This window comes from Shinella sp., assembly GCF_049651085.1.
Classification (GTDB): domain Bacteria; phylum Pseudomonadota; class Alphaproteobacteria; order Rhizobiales; family Rhizobiaceae; genus Shinella.
In genome coordinates this window covers 81827-97265 of record NZ_JBASBL010000019.1, presented here as the reverse complement: position 1 = coordinate 97265, position 15439 = coordinate 81827, and the positions used below count along the sequence as shown (strand labels likewise).

The 15439-nt window shown below is 62.7% G+C and carries 12 protein-coding genes and 1 pseudogene; all 13 read right to left on the bottom strand.

Features of this window, described 5'->3' with window-relative positions; genetic code table 11:
• A partial coding sequence (locus WA950_RS11335) for a DUF4167 domain-containing protein (RefSeq protein ID WP_424551818.1) occupies nt 1-561 on the bottom strand: 561 nt, incomplete at its 3' end.
• 327 nt (nt 562-888) lie between these two features.
• Entirely contained in the window at nt 889-1761 is an 873-nt protein-coding gene (gene prmC, locus WA950_RS11330; RefSeq protein ID WP_424551817.1) for a peptide chain release factor N(5)-glutamine methyltransferase, read from the bottom strand.
• Nucleotides 1758-2840 (bottom strand): peptide chain release factor 1, encoded by a 1083-nt coding sequence (gene prfA, locus WA950_RS11325; RefSeq protein WP_424551816.1) that lies wholly within the window; start codon nt 2838-2840, stop codon nt 1758-1760. Before prfA ends, prmC begins: the two co-directional genes overlap by 4 nt.
• A gap of 22 nt (nt 2841-2862) precedes the next feature.
• Entirely contained in the window at nt 2863-5130 is a 2268-nt protein-coding gene (ptsP, locus tag WA950_RS11320; RefSeq protein ID WP_424551815.1) for a phosphoenolpyruvate--protein phosphotransferase, read from the bottom strand.
• Nucleotides 5131-5217: 87 nt separating this feature from the next.
• Entirely contained in the window at nt 5218-6492 is a 1275-nt protein-coding gene (locus WA950_RS11315) for an aspartate kinase (RefSeq protein WP_424551814.1), read from the bottom strand.
• A gap of 270 nt (nt 6493-6762) precedes the next feature.
• Nucleotides 6763-8484, bottom strand: a complete 1722-nt coding sequence (locus tag WA950_RS11310; RefSeq protein WP_424551813.1) for an ABC transporter substrate-binding protein — start codon at nt 8482-8484, stop codon at nt 6763-6765.
• A 77-nt stretch (nt 8485-8561) separates the two neighbouring features.
• A complete protein-coding gene (locus WA950_RS11305) occupies nt 8562-8981 on the bottom strand; it encodes a DUF2160 domain-containing protein (RefSeq protein WP_424551812.1) in 420 nt (139 codons plus the stop codon).
• Nucleotides 8981-9766, bottom strand: a pseudogene (locus tag WA950_RS11300) (carbohydrate ABC transporter permease); the annotation flags it as partial. The pseudogene WA950_RS11300 and the gene WA950_RS11305, both read right to left, overlap by 1 nt.
• A 107-nt stretch (nt 9767-9873) precedes the next feature.
• On the bottom strand, nt 9874-10740 hold the full coding sequence (locus WA950_RS11295; protein ID WP_424551811.1) for a carbohydrate ABC transporter permease: 867 nt from the start codon (nt 10738-10740) through the stop codon (nt 9874-9876).
• Between the two features lie 2 nt (nt 10741-10742).
• A complete protein-coding gene (locus WA950_RS11290; protein ID WP_424551810.1) occupies nt 10743-11813 on the bottom strand; it encodes an ABC transporter ATP-binding protein in 1071 nt (356 codons plus the stop codon).
• 10 nt (nt 11814-11823) lie between these two features.
• Nucleotides 11824-12906 (bottom strand): ABC transporter ATP-binding protein, encoded by a 1083-nt coding sequence (locus WA950_RS11285; RefSeq protein ID WP_424551809.1) that lies wholly within the window; start codon nt 12904-12906, stop codon nt 11824-11826.
• A 41-nt stretch (nt 12907-12947) separates the two neighbouring features.
• Nucleotides 12948-14465 carry a glycerol-3-phosphate dehydrogenase gene (gene glpD, locus WA950_RS11280; RefSeq protein WP_424551808.1) on the bottom strand — a complete coding sequence of 506 codons (1518 nt, stop codon included), beginning with the start codon at nt 14463-14465 and terminating at the stop codon, nt 12948-12950.
• A 114-nt stretch (nt 14466-14579) separates the two neighbouring features.
• Nucleotides 14580-15350 carry a DeoR/GlpR family DNA-binding transcription regulator gene (locus tag WA950_RS11275; RefSeq protein WP_424551807.1) on the bottom strand — a complete coding sequence of 257 codons (771 nt, stop codon included), beginning with the start codon at nt 15348-15350 and terminating at the stop codon, nt 14580-14582.
• Nucleotides 15351-15439: the final 89 nt, after the last annotated feature.

Here is a 15439-nt window from a genome sequence, read left to right as displayed (position 1 = left end):
AGCGGCAGCACGGCGGCGCGGCTGGCCCCGGGCGGCAGTCGCGCCCGCTTCTTCCTCGAGCGCAACTTCGGCCGGCGTACCTTCGATCACCGGCTGCGGGCCGGAACCAACAACGATAGGCTCCTCGACAACGACGGGTGCAGGTGCAGCAACAGGCGTCGGCTCATCGCCGGGCGTCGAATCGATTTCATCCTGATCGCGATCATAACCGTCGCGGTCGTTGAAATCGCTACGGTCGGCGTTATCGGAGCGTTCCTCACGCGGCAGACGGTCCTGCATCTGCGCCTGGGCAGCCGCGATGATGCGGTAGTAGTGCTCTGCGTGCTGGAGATAATTTTCCGCCATGACGCGGTCGCCGGAGCTCTGGGCGTCGCGGGCGAGCGCCGAATACTTCTCGGCGATGTGCTGGGCCGTGCCCCTGATCTTCACGTCCGGACCCGAGCTGTCGTAGGTCCGCGTCAGGGGATTGCCACCCTTGCGGTGGTTATTGTTGTTATTGTTGCTGCTGCTACTGTTGTTATTACGCCCGCGGCCGCGCTTGTTTTGCTGTCCTGGCCTCATGTGTCACTCACCTAACGTATCGTGTATGAAGATTCATGTGTCTGCACGCCTGATCGGGACACACCAGATCAAGCATCCTTACCCGCGGGAAACCACGCCGGTCGGTGGTCCTGTCGCCGTAAGACGTCAAATTAACAGGTACCCGCACAGGGCAGCTTCAACCCTAGCAACTCTTCGGAGAGAGCAATCCTCGCGATCGGGTCATACAGGAGAAACTCCCTGTGCCATGACCTCTTGCCCAGTGCGTGGCCGCAAACTATCGCGCTTCCTTCACAATTCCAAGCCTTTTCTTTGCAGCTGCGGAATTTGCCGCGCTTGGGCGCCAAATTACAAAGCCACGGCTTTGGCAAAGACGAGGGCGCGGTCGTTGCCGCCGAGATCCTGTGCCGCCTCGACACGCGCAAAACCGTTTTCGCGCATGATCCCGGTGACCTGATCCATCTGGTCGTATCCGATTTCGTAAGCCACCAGGCCGTTTTCCCGAAGATGATCGCCCGCACCGGCAGCGATGGCCCGATAGGCATCAAGCCCATCGTCTCCGCCATCCAGCGCCAGGATCGGGTCGTAGAGCCGGACGTCCTCGTCCAGCGTTCCGACCACGGAGCGGACGATATAGGGCGGGTTTGACACGATGATGTCGAACGCGCCGGTCACGGCTGTAAACCAGTCGCTCTCGACCGCCTCGAAGCGGTCTGCGACCCCATTCATATCGGCATTGCGCTTCGCCGTTTCAAGGGCCCCAGCCGAAAGATCCGCGCCGACGCCCGTCGCGCCGGGGACAAGATCGAGCAGAGCAAGACAGATCGCCCCTGTCCCCGTGCCGAGATCAAGGATGCGGCAGCCACCGCTCTCGGCCACGATCTTCCTGGCATAAGGCACGAGCATATCGACCAGGATTTCCGTATCCGGGCGCGGTTCCAGCGTTTCGGGCGAGAGCATCAGGTCGAGCCGCGAAAAGGCCCGGCGGCCGAGGATCCGGTGCACCGGCTCGTGCGCAACGCGCCGCGCCAGCGCCTTGTCGATTGCGTCCAGCTGCATGTCGTCCAGCGGGCGCGCGCCATCCGTGACGAAGGCGGTCGACGACAGCCCCAGGATGCCGGCAATCAGCGTTCGCGCATCACGCGCGGGATCCGCAATGCCGGCCTGCGAAAGCCGCAGCCGTGCCGCCGCCAGCGACTCGGCCAGCGTCGTGGCGCTCATCGGCCCTGTTCGCCGAGTTGCGCCAGAAGGCCGGCCTGATAGTCGGCAAGGAGCGCATCCACCACTTCGTCGATCTCGCCCATCATCATGCGGTCGAGCTTGTAGAGCGTCAGGTTGATGCGATGATCCGTGACGCGCCCCTGCGGAAAATTGTAGGTGCGGATACGCTCGGACCGGTCGCCCGAACCGACCTGGCTCTTGCGGTCGGCGGAGCGTTCGCTGTCGGCGCGCTGGCGCTCCATGTCATAGAGGCGCGAGCGCAGGATCTGCATGGCCTTCGCGCGGTTCTGGTGCTGCGACTTTTCCGAACTGGTCACGACAAGGCCCGTCGGCAGGTGCGTGATGCGCACGGCCGAATCCGTCGTGTTGACGTGCTGGCCGCCGGCGCCCGATGAACGCATCGTGTCGATGCGGATATCCTCGGCGCGGACTTCGATATCGATCTCCTCCGCCTCCGGCAGCACGGCAACGGTCGCCGCCGACGTGTGGATACGCCCGCTCCCCTCGGTTTCCGGAACGCGCTGGACACGGTGAACGCCCGATTCGAATTTCAGCTTGGCGAAAACGCCGCGCCCGGTAATGGTCGCGATGATTTCCTTGAAGCCACCGGCATCACCCTCGCTGGCCGAGATGACTTCCACCTTCCAGCCGTGGGCGGCGGCGTAGCGTTCGTACATGCGGAAAAGATCGCCGGCGAACAGCGCCGCTTCGGAACCGCCCGTGCCGGCGCGAATTTCCAGGATCGCGCTCTTCTCGTCGGCGGCGTCCTTCGGGAGAAGCAGGATCTGCATCTCCTTTTCCAGCCCCTCCAGCCGTTCTTTCAGGTCCGGCAGTTCCATTTCGGCAAGGTCGCGCATCTCGCGATCCGTCGCCTTGTCGGCCAGCAGCGCTTCAAGGTCAGCGATCTCGCCATTGACCTTCTCGTATTCTCGGACCTTCGTCACGACCGGCTGCAGCTCGGAATATTCCGAAGCCAGACGCACATAGGTCTCCGAATCGGGGCCCGCCGACATGCGCGCCTCGATCTCGCCGAAGCGGCGTTCGAGTTCGCGCATCTTTTCAACGGGAAGCTGAGCCACCGTTTGGTCTCCAGTCAAAACTTTAAAGCGGAACGCCGTTCTCGGCTGCGAAATCGGAGAGAATCTGCCGGATCGAGGCCGAAGGCTTCGTATCGTCCAGCGCCGGCATCAGTATGGATTCGAGCTTTCCGGCATCGAGTGACAGCAGCATGGATTTCACCGGACCGATCGCCGCCGGCGACATCGAGACGGAGCGGAAGCCGATGCCCAGGAGCGCCATGGCGGAAATCGGCTTGCTCGCCATTTCACCGCACAGCGTCACCGACGTCTCGTTGCGAATGCCTGCGCGCACGATATCGCGCAGGATGCGCAGGAACGGCCGGCCGAGCGTGTCGAAACGGTCCGAGACGCGGGCATTGCCGCGATCGACCGCCATCGCGAACTGGAAGAGATCGTTCGAGCCGACGGACACGAAATCCACCTCGGCCATCAGTTCGTCCAGCTGCCAGAGCAGCGCCGGCACTTCCAGCATGGCGCCGAATTGCAGCTTCTTCGGCAATTGCTCGCCGAGCTTCGACTGGCGCTGGATTTCTTTCTGGAGAAGATCGCGGACCTCCTTCAGTTCCGAAACCTCGGTCACCATCGGCAGCATCAGCCGGAGATCGGCACCGGCGGCGGCGCGCAGCATGGCGCGAAGCTGGGTGCGCAGCAAACCCGGCCGGTCGAGCGACAGGCGGATGGCGCGCCAGCCGAGCGCCGGGTTTTCTTCTTCCGTGGAGCGGAAATAGGGCACGACCTTGTCGCCGCCGATGTCGAGCGTACGGAAGGTCACGGCCCGGCCGCCGGCGTGCTTCAGCACGTTGCGATAGAAGGCTTCCTGTTCCTCCGCCTTCGGCATGGTCGAGGCGATCATGAACTGGAGTTCGGTGCGGAAGAGCCCGATGCCGGAGGCGCCGGACTCGTTGAGATGCGGCAGGTCGACGAGAAGGCCGGCATTCATCTGGAGATTGATGTCGTGACCGTCCTTCGTCACCGGCTCGACGGCGCGCAGCGCACGATACTGCTCCTGCCGGCGGGCGCGGAAGCGCACCTTCTCCTCATAGGAGCGCTGGAGATCGGCCAGCGGGCGCAGATGCACCCTGGCATCCTCGCCGTCGACGATGATCGAGTCGCCGTTTTCGGCAAGCGCCACCGCGCCGGCCGCCTGGCCAACGACCGGGATGCCCATGGCGCGCGCCACGATGACCACATGGCTCGTGACAGCGCCCTCCTCCAGCACGAGCCCGCGCACGTTTTCGCGCGGATAGTCGAGCAGTTCGGCGGCCCCCATGGCGCGGGCCACGATGATCGCATCGTTCGGGAAGCTGCTGGCAGAAAGTTTCGCCCCATAGCCGGTCAACTGGCGCAGCAGCCGGTTCGCCAGATCGTCGAAATCGTGCATGCGCTCGCGCAGATACGGATCCGTCATGCGGATCATGCGCGCCTTGGTCTCGCTCTGCACCCGTTCGACCGCCGCTTCCGCCGTCAGGCCATTGCGGATCGCCTCTTCGAGCTTGCGCACCCAGCCGCGATCGTGGGCGAACATGCGATAGGTTTCGAGCACCTCGCGATGCTCGCCCTCCATCGACACCTCGCGGCGCGACAGCATGTCGTCGATGGAGATGCGCAGCGAACCGAGCGCTTCGGCAAGCCGGCCGAGTTCGTGTTCGGAATCTTCGTTGAGCAGGTTCGTGACGACGATGCGCGGCTCGTGCAGCACCACATAGCCAAGGCCGATGCCTTCGCCGAAGCTCGACCCGTCGATTGCCACAGGCCGGGAAAGATCGAGCTCGAGGCCGGGCTTGGTGAGCTTCTTCAGCTCTCCCGTCGCCACCATTTCCGCAATCACCATCGCCGTCGTTTCGAGCGCCTCCACCTCGTCCTCGCGGTAGGTGCGGCTCGCCTTGTTCTGCACGACAAGCACGCCGAGCGCCCTGCCGGTGCGCAAGATAGGTACGCCGAGGAAGGAGTGGTAGATCTCCTCGCCCGTTTCCGGCAGGTAGGTGAAGGCGGGATGCGACTGGGCGTCGGAGAGGTTCAGCGGCCGTGCGGAGGCCGCGATGGTGCCGACGAGGCCCTGGCCCATCTTGAGCTGGGCAAGGTGAACGGCGCCGGGATTGAGGCCTTCGGTCGCGTAGAGTTCGAGAATGCCGTCGGAGCGCAGCACGTAAACGGAACACACCTCCGCGACCATGTTCTGCGCTATCTGGCGCACGATCTGGTCAAGGCGCTCCTGCGGCTCGAGCGGCTCCGCCATGAGTTCGCGCAGCCGCTTGAGAAGAACGCGCGGACCCGCGGAGAGATCTCTCATCGCGTGGCGTCTCCCGAAAATGACGTTTACACCACCAGCGCTGGCCCGCGCTGGCGATCATGAGATCGGCGCCGAGTCGGCCGGTCCTTACTTCTTATCGAGACCGTAGACGGAATGCAAAGTCCGAACGGCGAGTTCGGCATAGGGACCGTCGATCAGAATGGAAATCTTGATCTCGGAAGTCGTGATCGCCTTGATGTTGATGCCCTTCTCGGCAAGCGCCCGGAAGGCCGAGGCGGCAACGCCCGCATGGCTGCGCATGCCGATGCCGATGACGGAGACCTTCACAAGGCCCGTCTCGTGCTGGATCACGTCGAAACCGACCTGCTCCTTGGCGCCTTCGAGCACGCGGATCGCCTTCTCCATGTCGCCGGAGGGGACGGTGAAGGTCATGTCGGTCTTCGAGCCGTCCTCAGAAATATTCTGGACGATCATGTCGACATTGATATGGGCCTCGGCCAGCGGGCCGAAGATCGCGGCCGAAACGCCCGGCCGGTCTGCGACGCGGCGGAGCGAGATCTGCGCTTCATCCTTGGCATAGGCGATGCCGGTTACGACTTCCTGTTCCACGATCTCATCCTCATCACAAATCAGCGTACCGGGCGGGTTCATTAGATCGCCCATGCCCGGTGCATCGGGATCCACGAAAGACGACCGGACAAAGGTGCGCACCTTGTGCACCATGGCAAGCTCCACCGAGCGCACCTGGAGAATCTTGGCGCCGAGCGATGCCATTTCGAGCATTTCCTCGAAGGCGATCTTCTTCAGGCGCCGAGCCTTCGGCTCGATGCGCGGGTCGGTCGTATAGACGCCATCGACGTCCGTGTAGATGTCGCAGCGATCGGCCTTGACGGCCGCTGCGATGGCAACGGCGGACGTATCGGAACCGCCACGGCCGAGCGTCGCGATCCGGTTGTCCGGGCCGATACCCTGGAAGCCGGCGACGACCGCAACCTGGCCTTCGCCCATGCGGCGGATGATCTCCGTGCCGTCGATATCCATGATTCGGGCCGCGCCGTGCGCGTTGTCCGTCTTGATCGGAATCTGCCAGCCCTGCCAGGAGCGGGCATTGATGCCCATCGACTGGAGTGCGACGGCCAGAAGGCCCGAGGTTACCTGTTCGCCGGAAGCAACGATCGCATCGTATTCGCGCGCGTCGTAGAAGGGCGAATTGGCACCCGTCACCTTGGGTATGCCCTGCACCCAGCCGACCAGCTCGTTGGTCTTGCCGGACATGGCGGAAACGACGACGGCAACCTCGTGGCCGTTATCGACCTCGCGTTTCACATGACGGGCCACATTGTGGATACGGTCGAGGTCAGCGACGGACGTTCCGCCGAATTTCATCACGATGCGTGCCATGGGTGTACCGCTATTCCAAATAATACGCGCGAGCGCGCGGGAGAAACCGCGGGGTCTCTTAGCGGAAGACCCCGTCCTGTGCAATGGATGGAATTCGACAAACGATACAGCCAGCGTTTCCGACCGACATGAAAAGGCCCGTTCACCTTTCGGCGCACGGGCAAAGGGGACCGGATGGTCGGCAATTCCGGTGAGAGCACCTAGGGCGCGTACACCGTCCATTGCGAAGAAAATTGGCTGCGGGCGAAATCCGCCCGCAGCCCTGTCTGGTTACTTCTGCCAGCTTTTGACCAGTTCGTCATAGTTGACGGTCTGGGGCTGTTCCTTCTCGTTCTCGATCTTCAGCTGCGGCGCAAGGTTGCCCTTAGAGACGGCATCCTTGTTCCAGTACTCGATGTCGTGCTCGTCGGCGAGCAGCGGGCCGATATCGCCCTGGACGCCGGCGCGCTCGAGGCGTTCCAGCACCTTTTCCTGCTCGGCGCAGAGCGAGTCCATCGCTTCCTGGGCAGACTTGGCACCCGACGACGCATCGCCGATCGCCTGCCACCACAGCTGGGCCAGTTTCGGATAGTCCGGGATGTTCGTACCGGTCGGCGACCACTGAACGCGGGCCGGCGAACGATAGAACTCGATCAGACCACCGAGATTCGGTGCCCGGTCCGTGAAGGACTGGTGGGCAATCGAGGATTCGCGGATGAGCGTCAGGCCGACATGGCTCTTCTTGACGTCAACCGTCTTGGAGACGACGAACTGCGCATAGAGCCAGGCGGCCTTGGCGCGATCGTCCGGCGTCGACTTCAGCAGCGTCCAGGAACCCACGTCCTGATAGCCGAGCTTCATGCCGTCCTTCCAGTAGACGCCATGCGGCGAAGGAGCGAAGCGCCACTTCGGCGTGCCGTCCTCGTTCACGACCGGCAGACCCGGCTTCACGAAGTCGGCGGTGAACGCCGTATACGTGAACATCTGCTGCGCGATCTCGCCCTGCGAGGGAACCGGACCCGATTCGGAGAAGGTCATGCCCTGGGCGGATGCCGGTGCATAGGCCTTCATCCAGTCGAGGTACTTCTGGATGGCGTAGACCGAAGCCGGGCCGTTCGTGTCGCCGCCACGGGCAACGCACGAGCCGACCGGGCGGGAGTTCTCGTCAACCTTGATGCCCCACTCGTCGACCGGAAGACCGTTCGGCAGGCCCTTGTCGCCGTTGCCGGCCATCGAGAGCCAGGCGTCGGTGAAGCGCCAGCCGAGCGACGGGTCCTTCTTGCCGTAGTCCATGTGGCCATAGACCTTCTTGCCGTCGATCTCGCGGCCGGTGAAGAACTCGGCGATGTCCTCATAGGCCGACCAGTTGACCGGAACGCCGAGGTCGTAGCCGTACTTCGCCTTGAAGTCCGCCTTGTTCTTCTCGTCGTTGAACCAGTCGTACCGGAACCAGTAAAGGTTCGCGAACTGCTGGTCGGGCAGCTGGTAAAGATCGCCATCCGGTGCGGTGGTGAACTTCAGGCCGATGAAGTCGTTGAGATCGAGGCCCGGATTGGTGACGTCCTTGCCTTCGTTCTCCATCCACTTGGTCAGGCTGCGGGCCTGCTGGTAGCGCCAGTGGGTGCCGATGAGGTCCGAGTCGTTGACATAGGCGTCATAGACGTTTTCGCCCGACTGCATCTGGGTCTGGAGCTTTTCGACGACGTCGCCTTCGCCGATCAGGTCGTGGGTGATCTTGATGCCGGTGATCGCGGTGAACGCCGGAGCAAGAACCTTCGATTCATATTCATGCGTGGTGATCGTTTCGGAGACGACCTTGATTTCCATGCCGGCGAACGGCTTGGCGGCGTCGATGAACCACTGCATTTCCGCTTCCTGGCCGGCGCGATCGAGCGACGACTGATCGCCGATCTCGGCATCCAGGAACTTCTTGGCAGCATCCATGTCCGCGAATGCGGAACCGGTAAACGCCAGCAGCATGGCTGCCGTCGTTGTCAGAAGTTGCTTTCGCATTTTGATCCTCCCTTAAGGTTTTGCGATTGCATGCATGAAGGCCCCATTTTCTCCCCGGAGCCTCCCTTCCCGATTGCCTAGACGAAGCGGAAGACGCCGATGGCGTAGACCACTGACAAGGCAAGAGCCCACCACAGGTTGGCGCCGACAAGGCCCAGCCATGCGAGATGAATGAACGCCGAACCGAGCAGCGACACGAAGAGCCGGTCGCCGCGCGTCGTCTCGAAGCGCAGGATGCCGACGCGCGGATTGCCGCCCGGACGGGCATATTCCCAGACCGCCATCAGCGCGATCAGCGTAAAGATCGTCAGGAAGAACACCGCGGTCGGAAACGACCAGGCCATCCAGCCGCCCGGAATGAGCGGGGCGAACCAGTCGCGCGCGTCATTCTTTAAGGGCAGCGCCATGACGAGAAGGCCGACCAGGACAGCATAGGCGACGAGCACGCAACCGAGCGCCACGGGCCAGTTTTTGTTGCGTTTCACGACGGCAGTCATCAGACCCTCCCCAGGGCGAAGCCCTTGGCGATGTAGTTGCGGACGAAGTAGATCACGAGCGCGCCGGGGATGATGGTCAGCACGCCGGCGGCAGCCAACACACCCCAGTCCATGCCCGAAGCCGAGACCGTGCGCGTCATCGTAGCGGCGATCGGCTTGGCATCCGTCGTCGTCAGCGTGCGGGCGATCAGGAGTTCGACCCAGGAGAACATGAAGCAGAAGAAGGCGGCGACACCGATGCCGGACGCGATCAGCGGCACGAAGATCTTGGCGAAGAATTTCGGGAACGAGTAGCCGTCGATATAGGCGGTCTCGTCGATTTCCTTCGGCACGCCCGACATGAAGCCTTCGAGGATCCAGACGGCGAGCGGCACGTTGAACAGGCAGTGGGCGATGGCCACCGCAATATGCGTGTCGATCAGGCCGAAGGCCGAATAGAGCTGGAAGAAGGGCAGCGCGAAAACGGCCGGCGGTGCCATGCGGTTGGTCAGCAGCCAGAAGAACAGGTGCTTGTCGCCGAGGAAGCGATAGCGCGAGAAGGCATAGGCTGCCGGCAGCGCCACCGAAACGGAGATCACCGTGTTCAGCACCACGTAGATGATCGAGTTGATATAGCCGCGATACCACGCCGGATCGGTGAAGATCACCAGGTAGTTGCGCAGCGTCGGCGATTGCGGCCACAGCGAGAAGGCGCCGGTGATCTCGGCATTCGTCTTGAAGCTCATGTTGACGAGCCAGTAGATCGGCAGCATCAGGAAGACGATGTAGAGCGTCGGCACGAGCCAGGAGAGGCTGCGTTTGCTGCCGGCCCCGGCCCTGGTCCCGCTCTGGCTCGAAACGCCTGCGGAAATCGGGTTTGCAGTGCTTGCGTGCGAAGTCATGGTTTCCTCCCTCACGCCTGTTCGTCGCTGCTGGTCATGACCGTATAGAAGATCCATGACAGCAGAAGGATGATCAGGAAGTAGATGATGGACATGGCCGCGGCCGGGCCAAGGTCGAACTGGCCGATCGCCATCTTGACGAGGTCGATCGACAGGAAGGTCGTCGAGTTGCCGGGACCGCCGCCGGTGACCACGAAGGGCTCCGTATAGATCATGAAACTATCCATGAAGCGCAGCAGGAAGGCGATGAGCAGCACGCGCTTCATCTTCGGCAGCTGGATGTAGCGGAACACGGCCCAGCGCGACGCGCCGTCGATCTTGGCGGCCTGGTAATAGGCCTCCGGGATCGAGACGAGACCGGCATAGCAGAGAAGCACGACAAGGCTCGTCCAGTGCCAGACATCCATCACAATGAGCGTCATCCAGGCGTCGAAGACATTGTTGACGTAGTTGTAGCTGATACCGAGCGCATCGAGCGTGCGGCCGAGCAGGCCGATATCGACGCGGCCGAAGACCTGCCAGATCGTGCCGACGACGTTCCACGGAATGAGCAGCGGCAGCGCCATCAGAACGAGGCAGACCGGCACGCCGAGACCCTTTTTCGGCATGTTGAGCGCGATCAGGATGCCAAGCGGGATCTCGATGGCGAGGATGATGCCGGAAAAGAGCAGGTTGCGCCCGAGCGCCTGCCAGAAGCGATCGGATTCCAGCACGTCGGAGAACCAGCCGACGCCGTTCCAGAAGAACTGGTTGTTGCCGAACGTGTCCTGAACCGAATAGTTCACCACCGTCATCAGCGGGATCACCGCCGAGAAGGCGACGAGCAGCAGGACCGGCAGAACCATGAACCAGGCCTTGTTGTTCCAGGTCTTGTTCATCCTCAGCCCTCCCTGCCGACACGCCAGCTATCGGCGTAGATGTTGATGGCGGCGGGATCGAAGGTCACGCGCGCATCGGCCGGGATTTCCCCGTCTTCCGGCACGACGATGGCGATCGGCTTGCCGGCAAATTCCGCGCGCACGATCTTCTGGCGACCGATATCCTCGACCTTATTGATCGAAATCGGCATGCCGTCGCGCGACAGCGTGATGAATTCCGGGCGGATGCCCAGTTCGGTCTTCGCACCGATGGCGATCTGCGGCTTGTAGTCGAGCGCAAGCGTCTCGCCGCCGACCTTGATGCTGCTGCCGTCGATGGCGGCCGGCAGCACGTTCATGCCCGGCGAGCCGATGAAGTAACCGACGAAGGTGTGGCTCGGCCTCTCGAAGAGCTCGGCAGGCGTGCCGATCTGCACAATCTGGCCGTCATACATGACGACGACCTTGTCGGCGAAGGTGAGCGCCTCGGTCTGGTCATGCGTGACATAGACCATGGTGAAGCCGAACTGGCGGTGCAGCTTCTTCAGCTGCGAGCGCAGGACCCATTTCATATGCGGATCGATAACGGTCAGCGGCTCGTCGAAAAGGATCGCATTGACGTCGTTGCGCACGAGGCCCCGGCCGAGCGAGATCTTCTGCTTCTGGTCGGCGGTAAGGCCGCGCGCCGTCTTCTTCGCCCAGCTGGAAAGATCGATCATTTCGAGGATGTCGCGCACGCGGCGGTCGACCTCGGGCTCGGCAACGCCACGATTGCGCAGCGGGAACGCCAGATTGTCGTAAACCGTCATCGTGTCGTAGATGACCGGAAACTGGAAGACCTGCGCGATGTTGCGCTGCTGCGTCGACAGGTTGGTCACGTCGTTGCCGTCAAACAGGATGCGACCTTCCGAAGGTTGCAGCAGGCCCGAAATGATGTTGAGCAGCGTGGTCTTGCCGCAACCCGAAGGGCCGAGCAGCGCATAGGCGCCGCCGTCGTTCCACTCATGGTGGACTTCCTTCAGGGAATAGTCCGCTTCCGACTTCGGCTTTTCGCCGTAGGCGTGGCGGATATGATCGAGGGTGATGCGTGCCATGGTCTCCTCCTCAGGCCGCCGCGGCGGCCGGCTCGACGATCGCCCTGCCGTCCGTGCCGAACGCCATCAGGTGGCGTGTGTCGACATGGACGGTGATGAACGCGTCCGGCTCGATGTCGTGGATGCCAGGCGCCAGCATGACCCAGCGGCTGCCTTCGAACTCGATGTAGATGAAGCTCTCCGAACCGGCGATCTCGGAAATCGTCGTGCGGACCTCAAGGCTCGCCGACGCCGGATACTGGCTCGACAGGGCGAGATGATGCGGATGGAAGGCAATGGTGCAGGGGCCATCGGCAAGCCGCGCCAGATGCGCCGGCACCGGGATCACCGGCTTGCCGCCGACCTCGAAATTCGCGCCGTTCTTCAGCACCTGCATCGTGTTCAGCGGTGGATCGGCAAAGGTGCGTGCGGTCAAAAGGTCGTTCGGACGGCGGTAGACGTCGATGGTGCGGGCGAACTGGGTGATGCGGCCCTGCGCCAGCGTCGCGGTATTGCCCCCCAGAAGCAGGGCCTCGGAGGGCTCCGTCGTCGCGTAGACGAAGATCGCGCCGGAAGCGGCAAAAATCTTCGGCAGTTCGAGGCGCAGTTCCTCGCGCAGCTTGTAGTCGAGGTTGGCGAGCGGCTCGTCGAGCAGCACAAGGCTGGCATTCTTGACGATGGCGCGGGCAAGCGCCGTGCGCTGCTGCTGGCCACCGGAAAGATTGAGCGGCGTGCGGTCGAGATAGGGCGTCAGCTTCAAAAGGTCCGCCGCCTTGCGCACTTCGCGGTCGATGGTCGCCTTGTCCGCACCCTTGATGCGCATCGGCGAGGCGATGTTCTCGTAGACGGTCAGCGCCGGATAGTTGATGAACTGCTGGTAGACCATGGCAACGCCGCGATCCTGCACGCGAACGCCGGTCACGTCCTTGCCGTCGAACCACACGGAACCGGTGGTCGGCCGGTCGAGGCCGGCCATCAGCCGCATCAGCGAGGTCTTGCCGGACAGCGTCGGGCCGAGCAGCACATTGAGCGAGCCGCGCTCGAGCACGAGGTCGGTCGCATGGATATGCGTTTCCGCCCCCGCCGCCTTCGTGATGTTTCTGAGTTCAAGCATTCATGTCTCCAATGTTCCTCCCAGCCACCGGACAAGGGGCGCTAGTGCGGGGCCGCCTGGGCCGCCACCATGTAGTCCTCTAGCGCAGCCGCCTCCGCGGCCGAGAGATGCAATCCTCGTTTCGTTCGCCGCCACAGCACGTCCTCCGCATGCCGGGCCCATTCTTCCTTCATCAGCCAGCGCACTTCGCGCTCATAGAGATCGCTGCCGAAATGCCGACCAAGATCGTCGATGCCCGTCGCGCCGTCCAGCATCTTTGCTGCGCGCGTGCCATAAAGCCTGACAAGCCGGCGGGCATGGGCGGGCGCCAGGAACGCAAAGCGCGTTGCGAGCGCCTTCACCTCGGCATCGAAGCCGTCAACCTTGAAATCGCCGCCGGGCAGGCGGGACTGCGCCGTCCAGCGATCCCCCTTGGCACCGATTGCCTCGCTGACCTTTTCCAGCGCCGATTCGGCAAGACGCCGGTAGGTGGTAAGCTTGCCGCCGAAGATGTTGAGCAGCGGCGCCTCGCCATTGCTACCCTCGACCTTCAGCACGTAGTCGCGTGTCGCTTCCTGCGCCTTGCTCGCGCCGTCGTCGAAGAGCGGGCGAACGCCGGAATAGGTCCAGACGATATCGTCGCGCCCGACGGGCTCGGCGAAATATTCGCTGGCCGAAGCGCAAAGATAGTCGATTTCCGCATCGCTGATGCGAACACCCCGAGGATCGCCCTGATAATCGCGGTCGGTCGTACCGATCAGCGTGAACTCTTCCTGATAGGGAATGGCGAACATGATACGCCCGTCCGGGTTCTGGAAGAAGTAGGCGCGCGGATCGGAGAATTTCTTCTTCACCACGACGTGGCTACCCTGCACGAGGCGGACATTGTGCACGTCGTTGCGACCGAAGGCCGTCGACAGCACCTTGTCCACCCAGGGGCCTGCCGCGTTTACCAGCATGCGGGCGCGGAACGTCTCGCGAGCGCCCGTCTCGACATTCTCCGTCTCGACATTCCAGTGGCCGTTTTCGCGGCGTGCCGTGACGACCTTGACGCCGGTGCGGATATCCGCACCACGGTCCGCGGCATCGCGGGCGTTGAGGACGACAAGGCGCGCATCATCCACCCAGCCGTCGGAATATTCAAAGGCCTTGCGGAAGAGTTTCTTCAGCGGGCCGCCCGCCGGGTCCTTCGCCAGATCGAGCGTGCGGGTCGCCGGCAGCAGCTTACGACCGCCAATATAGTCATACAGGAAAAGGCCGAGGCGGATGAGCCAGGCCGGACGCGGACCGCCCTTCTGGAACGGCAGGACGAAGCGCATCGGCCAGATGACGTGCGGCGCCATGGCCCAGAGCACTTCGCGCTCCATCAGCGCCTCGCGCACCAGGCGAAATTCGTAATGTTCGAGATAGCGCAGGCCGCCGTGAATGAGCTTGGTGGAGGCCGAAGATGTCCCCGACGCGAAATCCTTCATCTCGGCAAGCACGACCGAATAGCCGCGACCCGCTGCATCGCGCGCAATGCCGCAGCCGTTGATGCCGCCACCGATGACGAAAATATCGCGGATCACGTCGCCGTCCAAATTCCCCTCCCATTTCGCATTGCACAAATTTGCGCAGCCGCGAAAGCAAGAGGAGTTAAAACGAAAACATTCCGAATGTCAAACGAATGCTATAGGCAGCACTGCACTGCCGGATCAGGCCTGCGATCCCGTCTCGATGAGACGCACGTCATGCTCCTGGCAAATGCCGCGAATCCCCTCGGAAGGACAGTTGTCGGTGATGAATGTATGGACCTGCGAAAGGTGGCCGATGCGCACCGGCGCGGTCCTTTCGAATTTCGTTGAATCCGAAACCAGGATGACATGGCGCGCATTCGCCATGATCGCCTGCGCCACCTTGACCTCGCGATAGTCGAAGTCGAGCAGCGCGCCGTCCTCGTCGATGGCTGAAACGCCGATCACCGCGTAATCCACCTTGAACTGGCGGATGAAATCGACCGCCGCTTCCCCGACGATGCCGCCGTCCGCGCCGCGAACGACGCCGCCGGCAATCACCACCTCGATCGAGGGGTAGACACGCAAGCGATTGGCAACATTGATATTATTGGTAATGACCATCAGTTCCCTGTGGTCAAGAAGGGCCTCGCCAACGGCTTCCGTCGTCGTGCCGATATTGATGAACAGGGAGGAATTGTCGGGGATCATGCCGGCGGCGGCGCGGCCGATCGCCTGCTTTTCCGGCGCGGCGATCGAGCGGCGCGCCTCGTATTTCACGTTCTCGTTGCCGCTCGGGAACAGCGCTCCGCCGTGGATGCGCGTCAGCGCCTTGCTGTCACACAGATCGTTGAGATCCTTGCGGATGGTTTGCGGCGTCACGGAGAAGCGCGCTGCGAGGTCTTCCACGAGCACGCGGCCCTCGACTTTGGCGAGATCCAGGATCTCCGCCTGGCGACCTGTCAGAAACATCGGCTTCTCCCATTGCTTTCGTTTGGTTTCATAATATGCGAAAACGAAAACACATCAATTGATCCGTCCCGCCTTCTTGGAGTGTGCGC

What these genes read in the sequence shown, in the direction of transcription:
- ptsP (WP_424551815.1), bottom strand. Translation starts at nt 5,130, where the DNA reads ATGAGAGATCTCTCCGCGGGTCCGCGCGTTCTTCTCAAGCGGCTGCGC.
- WA950_RS11315 (WP_424551814.1), bottom strand. Translation starts at nt 6,492, where the DNA reads ATGGCACGCATCGTGATGAAATTCGGCGGAACGTCCGTCGCTGACCTC.
- WA950_RS11290 (WP_424551810.1), bottom strand. Translation starts at nt 11,813, where the DNA reads ATGGCACGCATCACCCTCGATCATATCCGCCACGCCTACGGCGAAAAG.
- WA950_RS11285 (WP_424551809.1), bottom strand. Translation starts at nt 12,906, where the DNA reads ATGCTTGAACTCAGAAACATCACGAAGGCGGCGGGGGCGGAAACGCAT.
- prmC (WP_424551817.1), bottom strand. Translation starts at nt 1,761, where the DNA reads ATGAGCGCCACGACGCTGGCCGAGTCGCTGGCGGCGGCACGGCTGCGG.
- WA950_RS11310 (WP_424551813.1), bottom strand. Translation starts at nt 8,484, where the DNA reads ATGCGAAAGCAACTTCTGACAACGACGGCAGCCATGCTGCTGGCGTTT.
- WA950_RS11275 (WP_424551807.1), bottom strand. Translation starts at nt 15,350, where the DNA reads ATGTTTCTGACAGGTCGCCAGGCGGAGATCCTGGATCTCGCCAAAGTC.
- WA950_RS11305 (WP_424551812.1), bottom strand. Translation starts at nt 8,981, where the DNA reads ATGACTGCCGTCGTGAAACGCAACAAAAACTGGCCCGTGGCGCTCGGT.
- WA950_RS11295 (WP_424551811.1), bottom strand. Translation starts at nt 10,740, where the DNA reads ATGAACAAGACCTGGAACAACAAGGCCTGGTTCATGGTTCTGCCGGTC.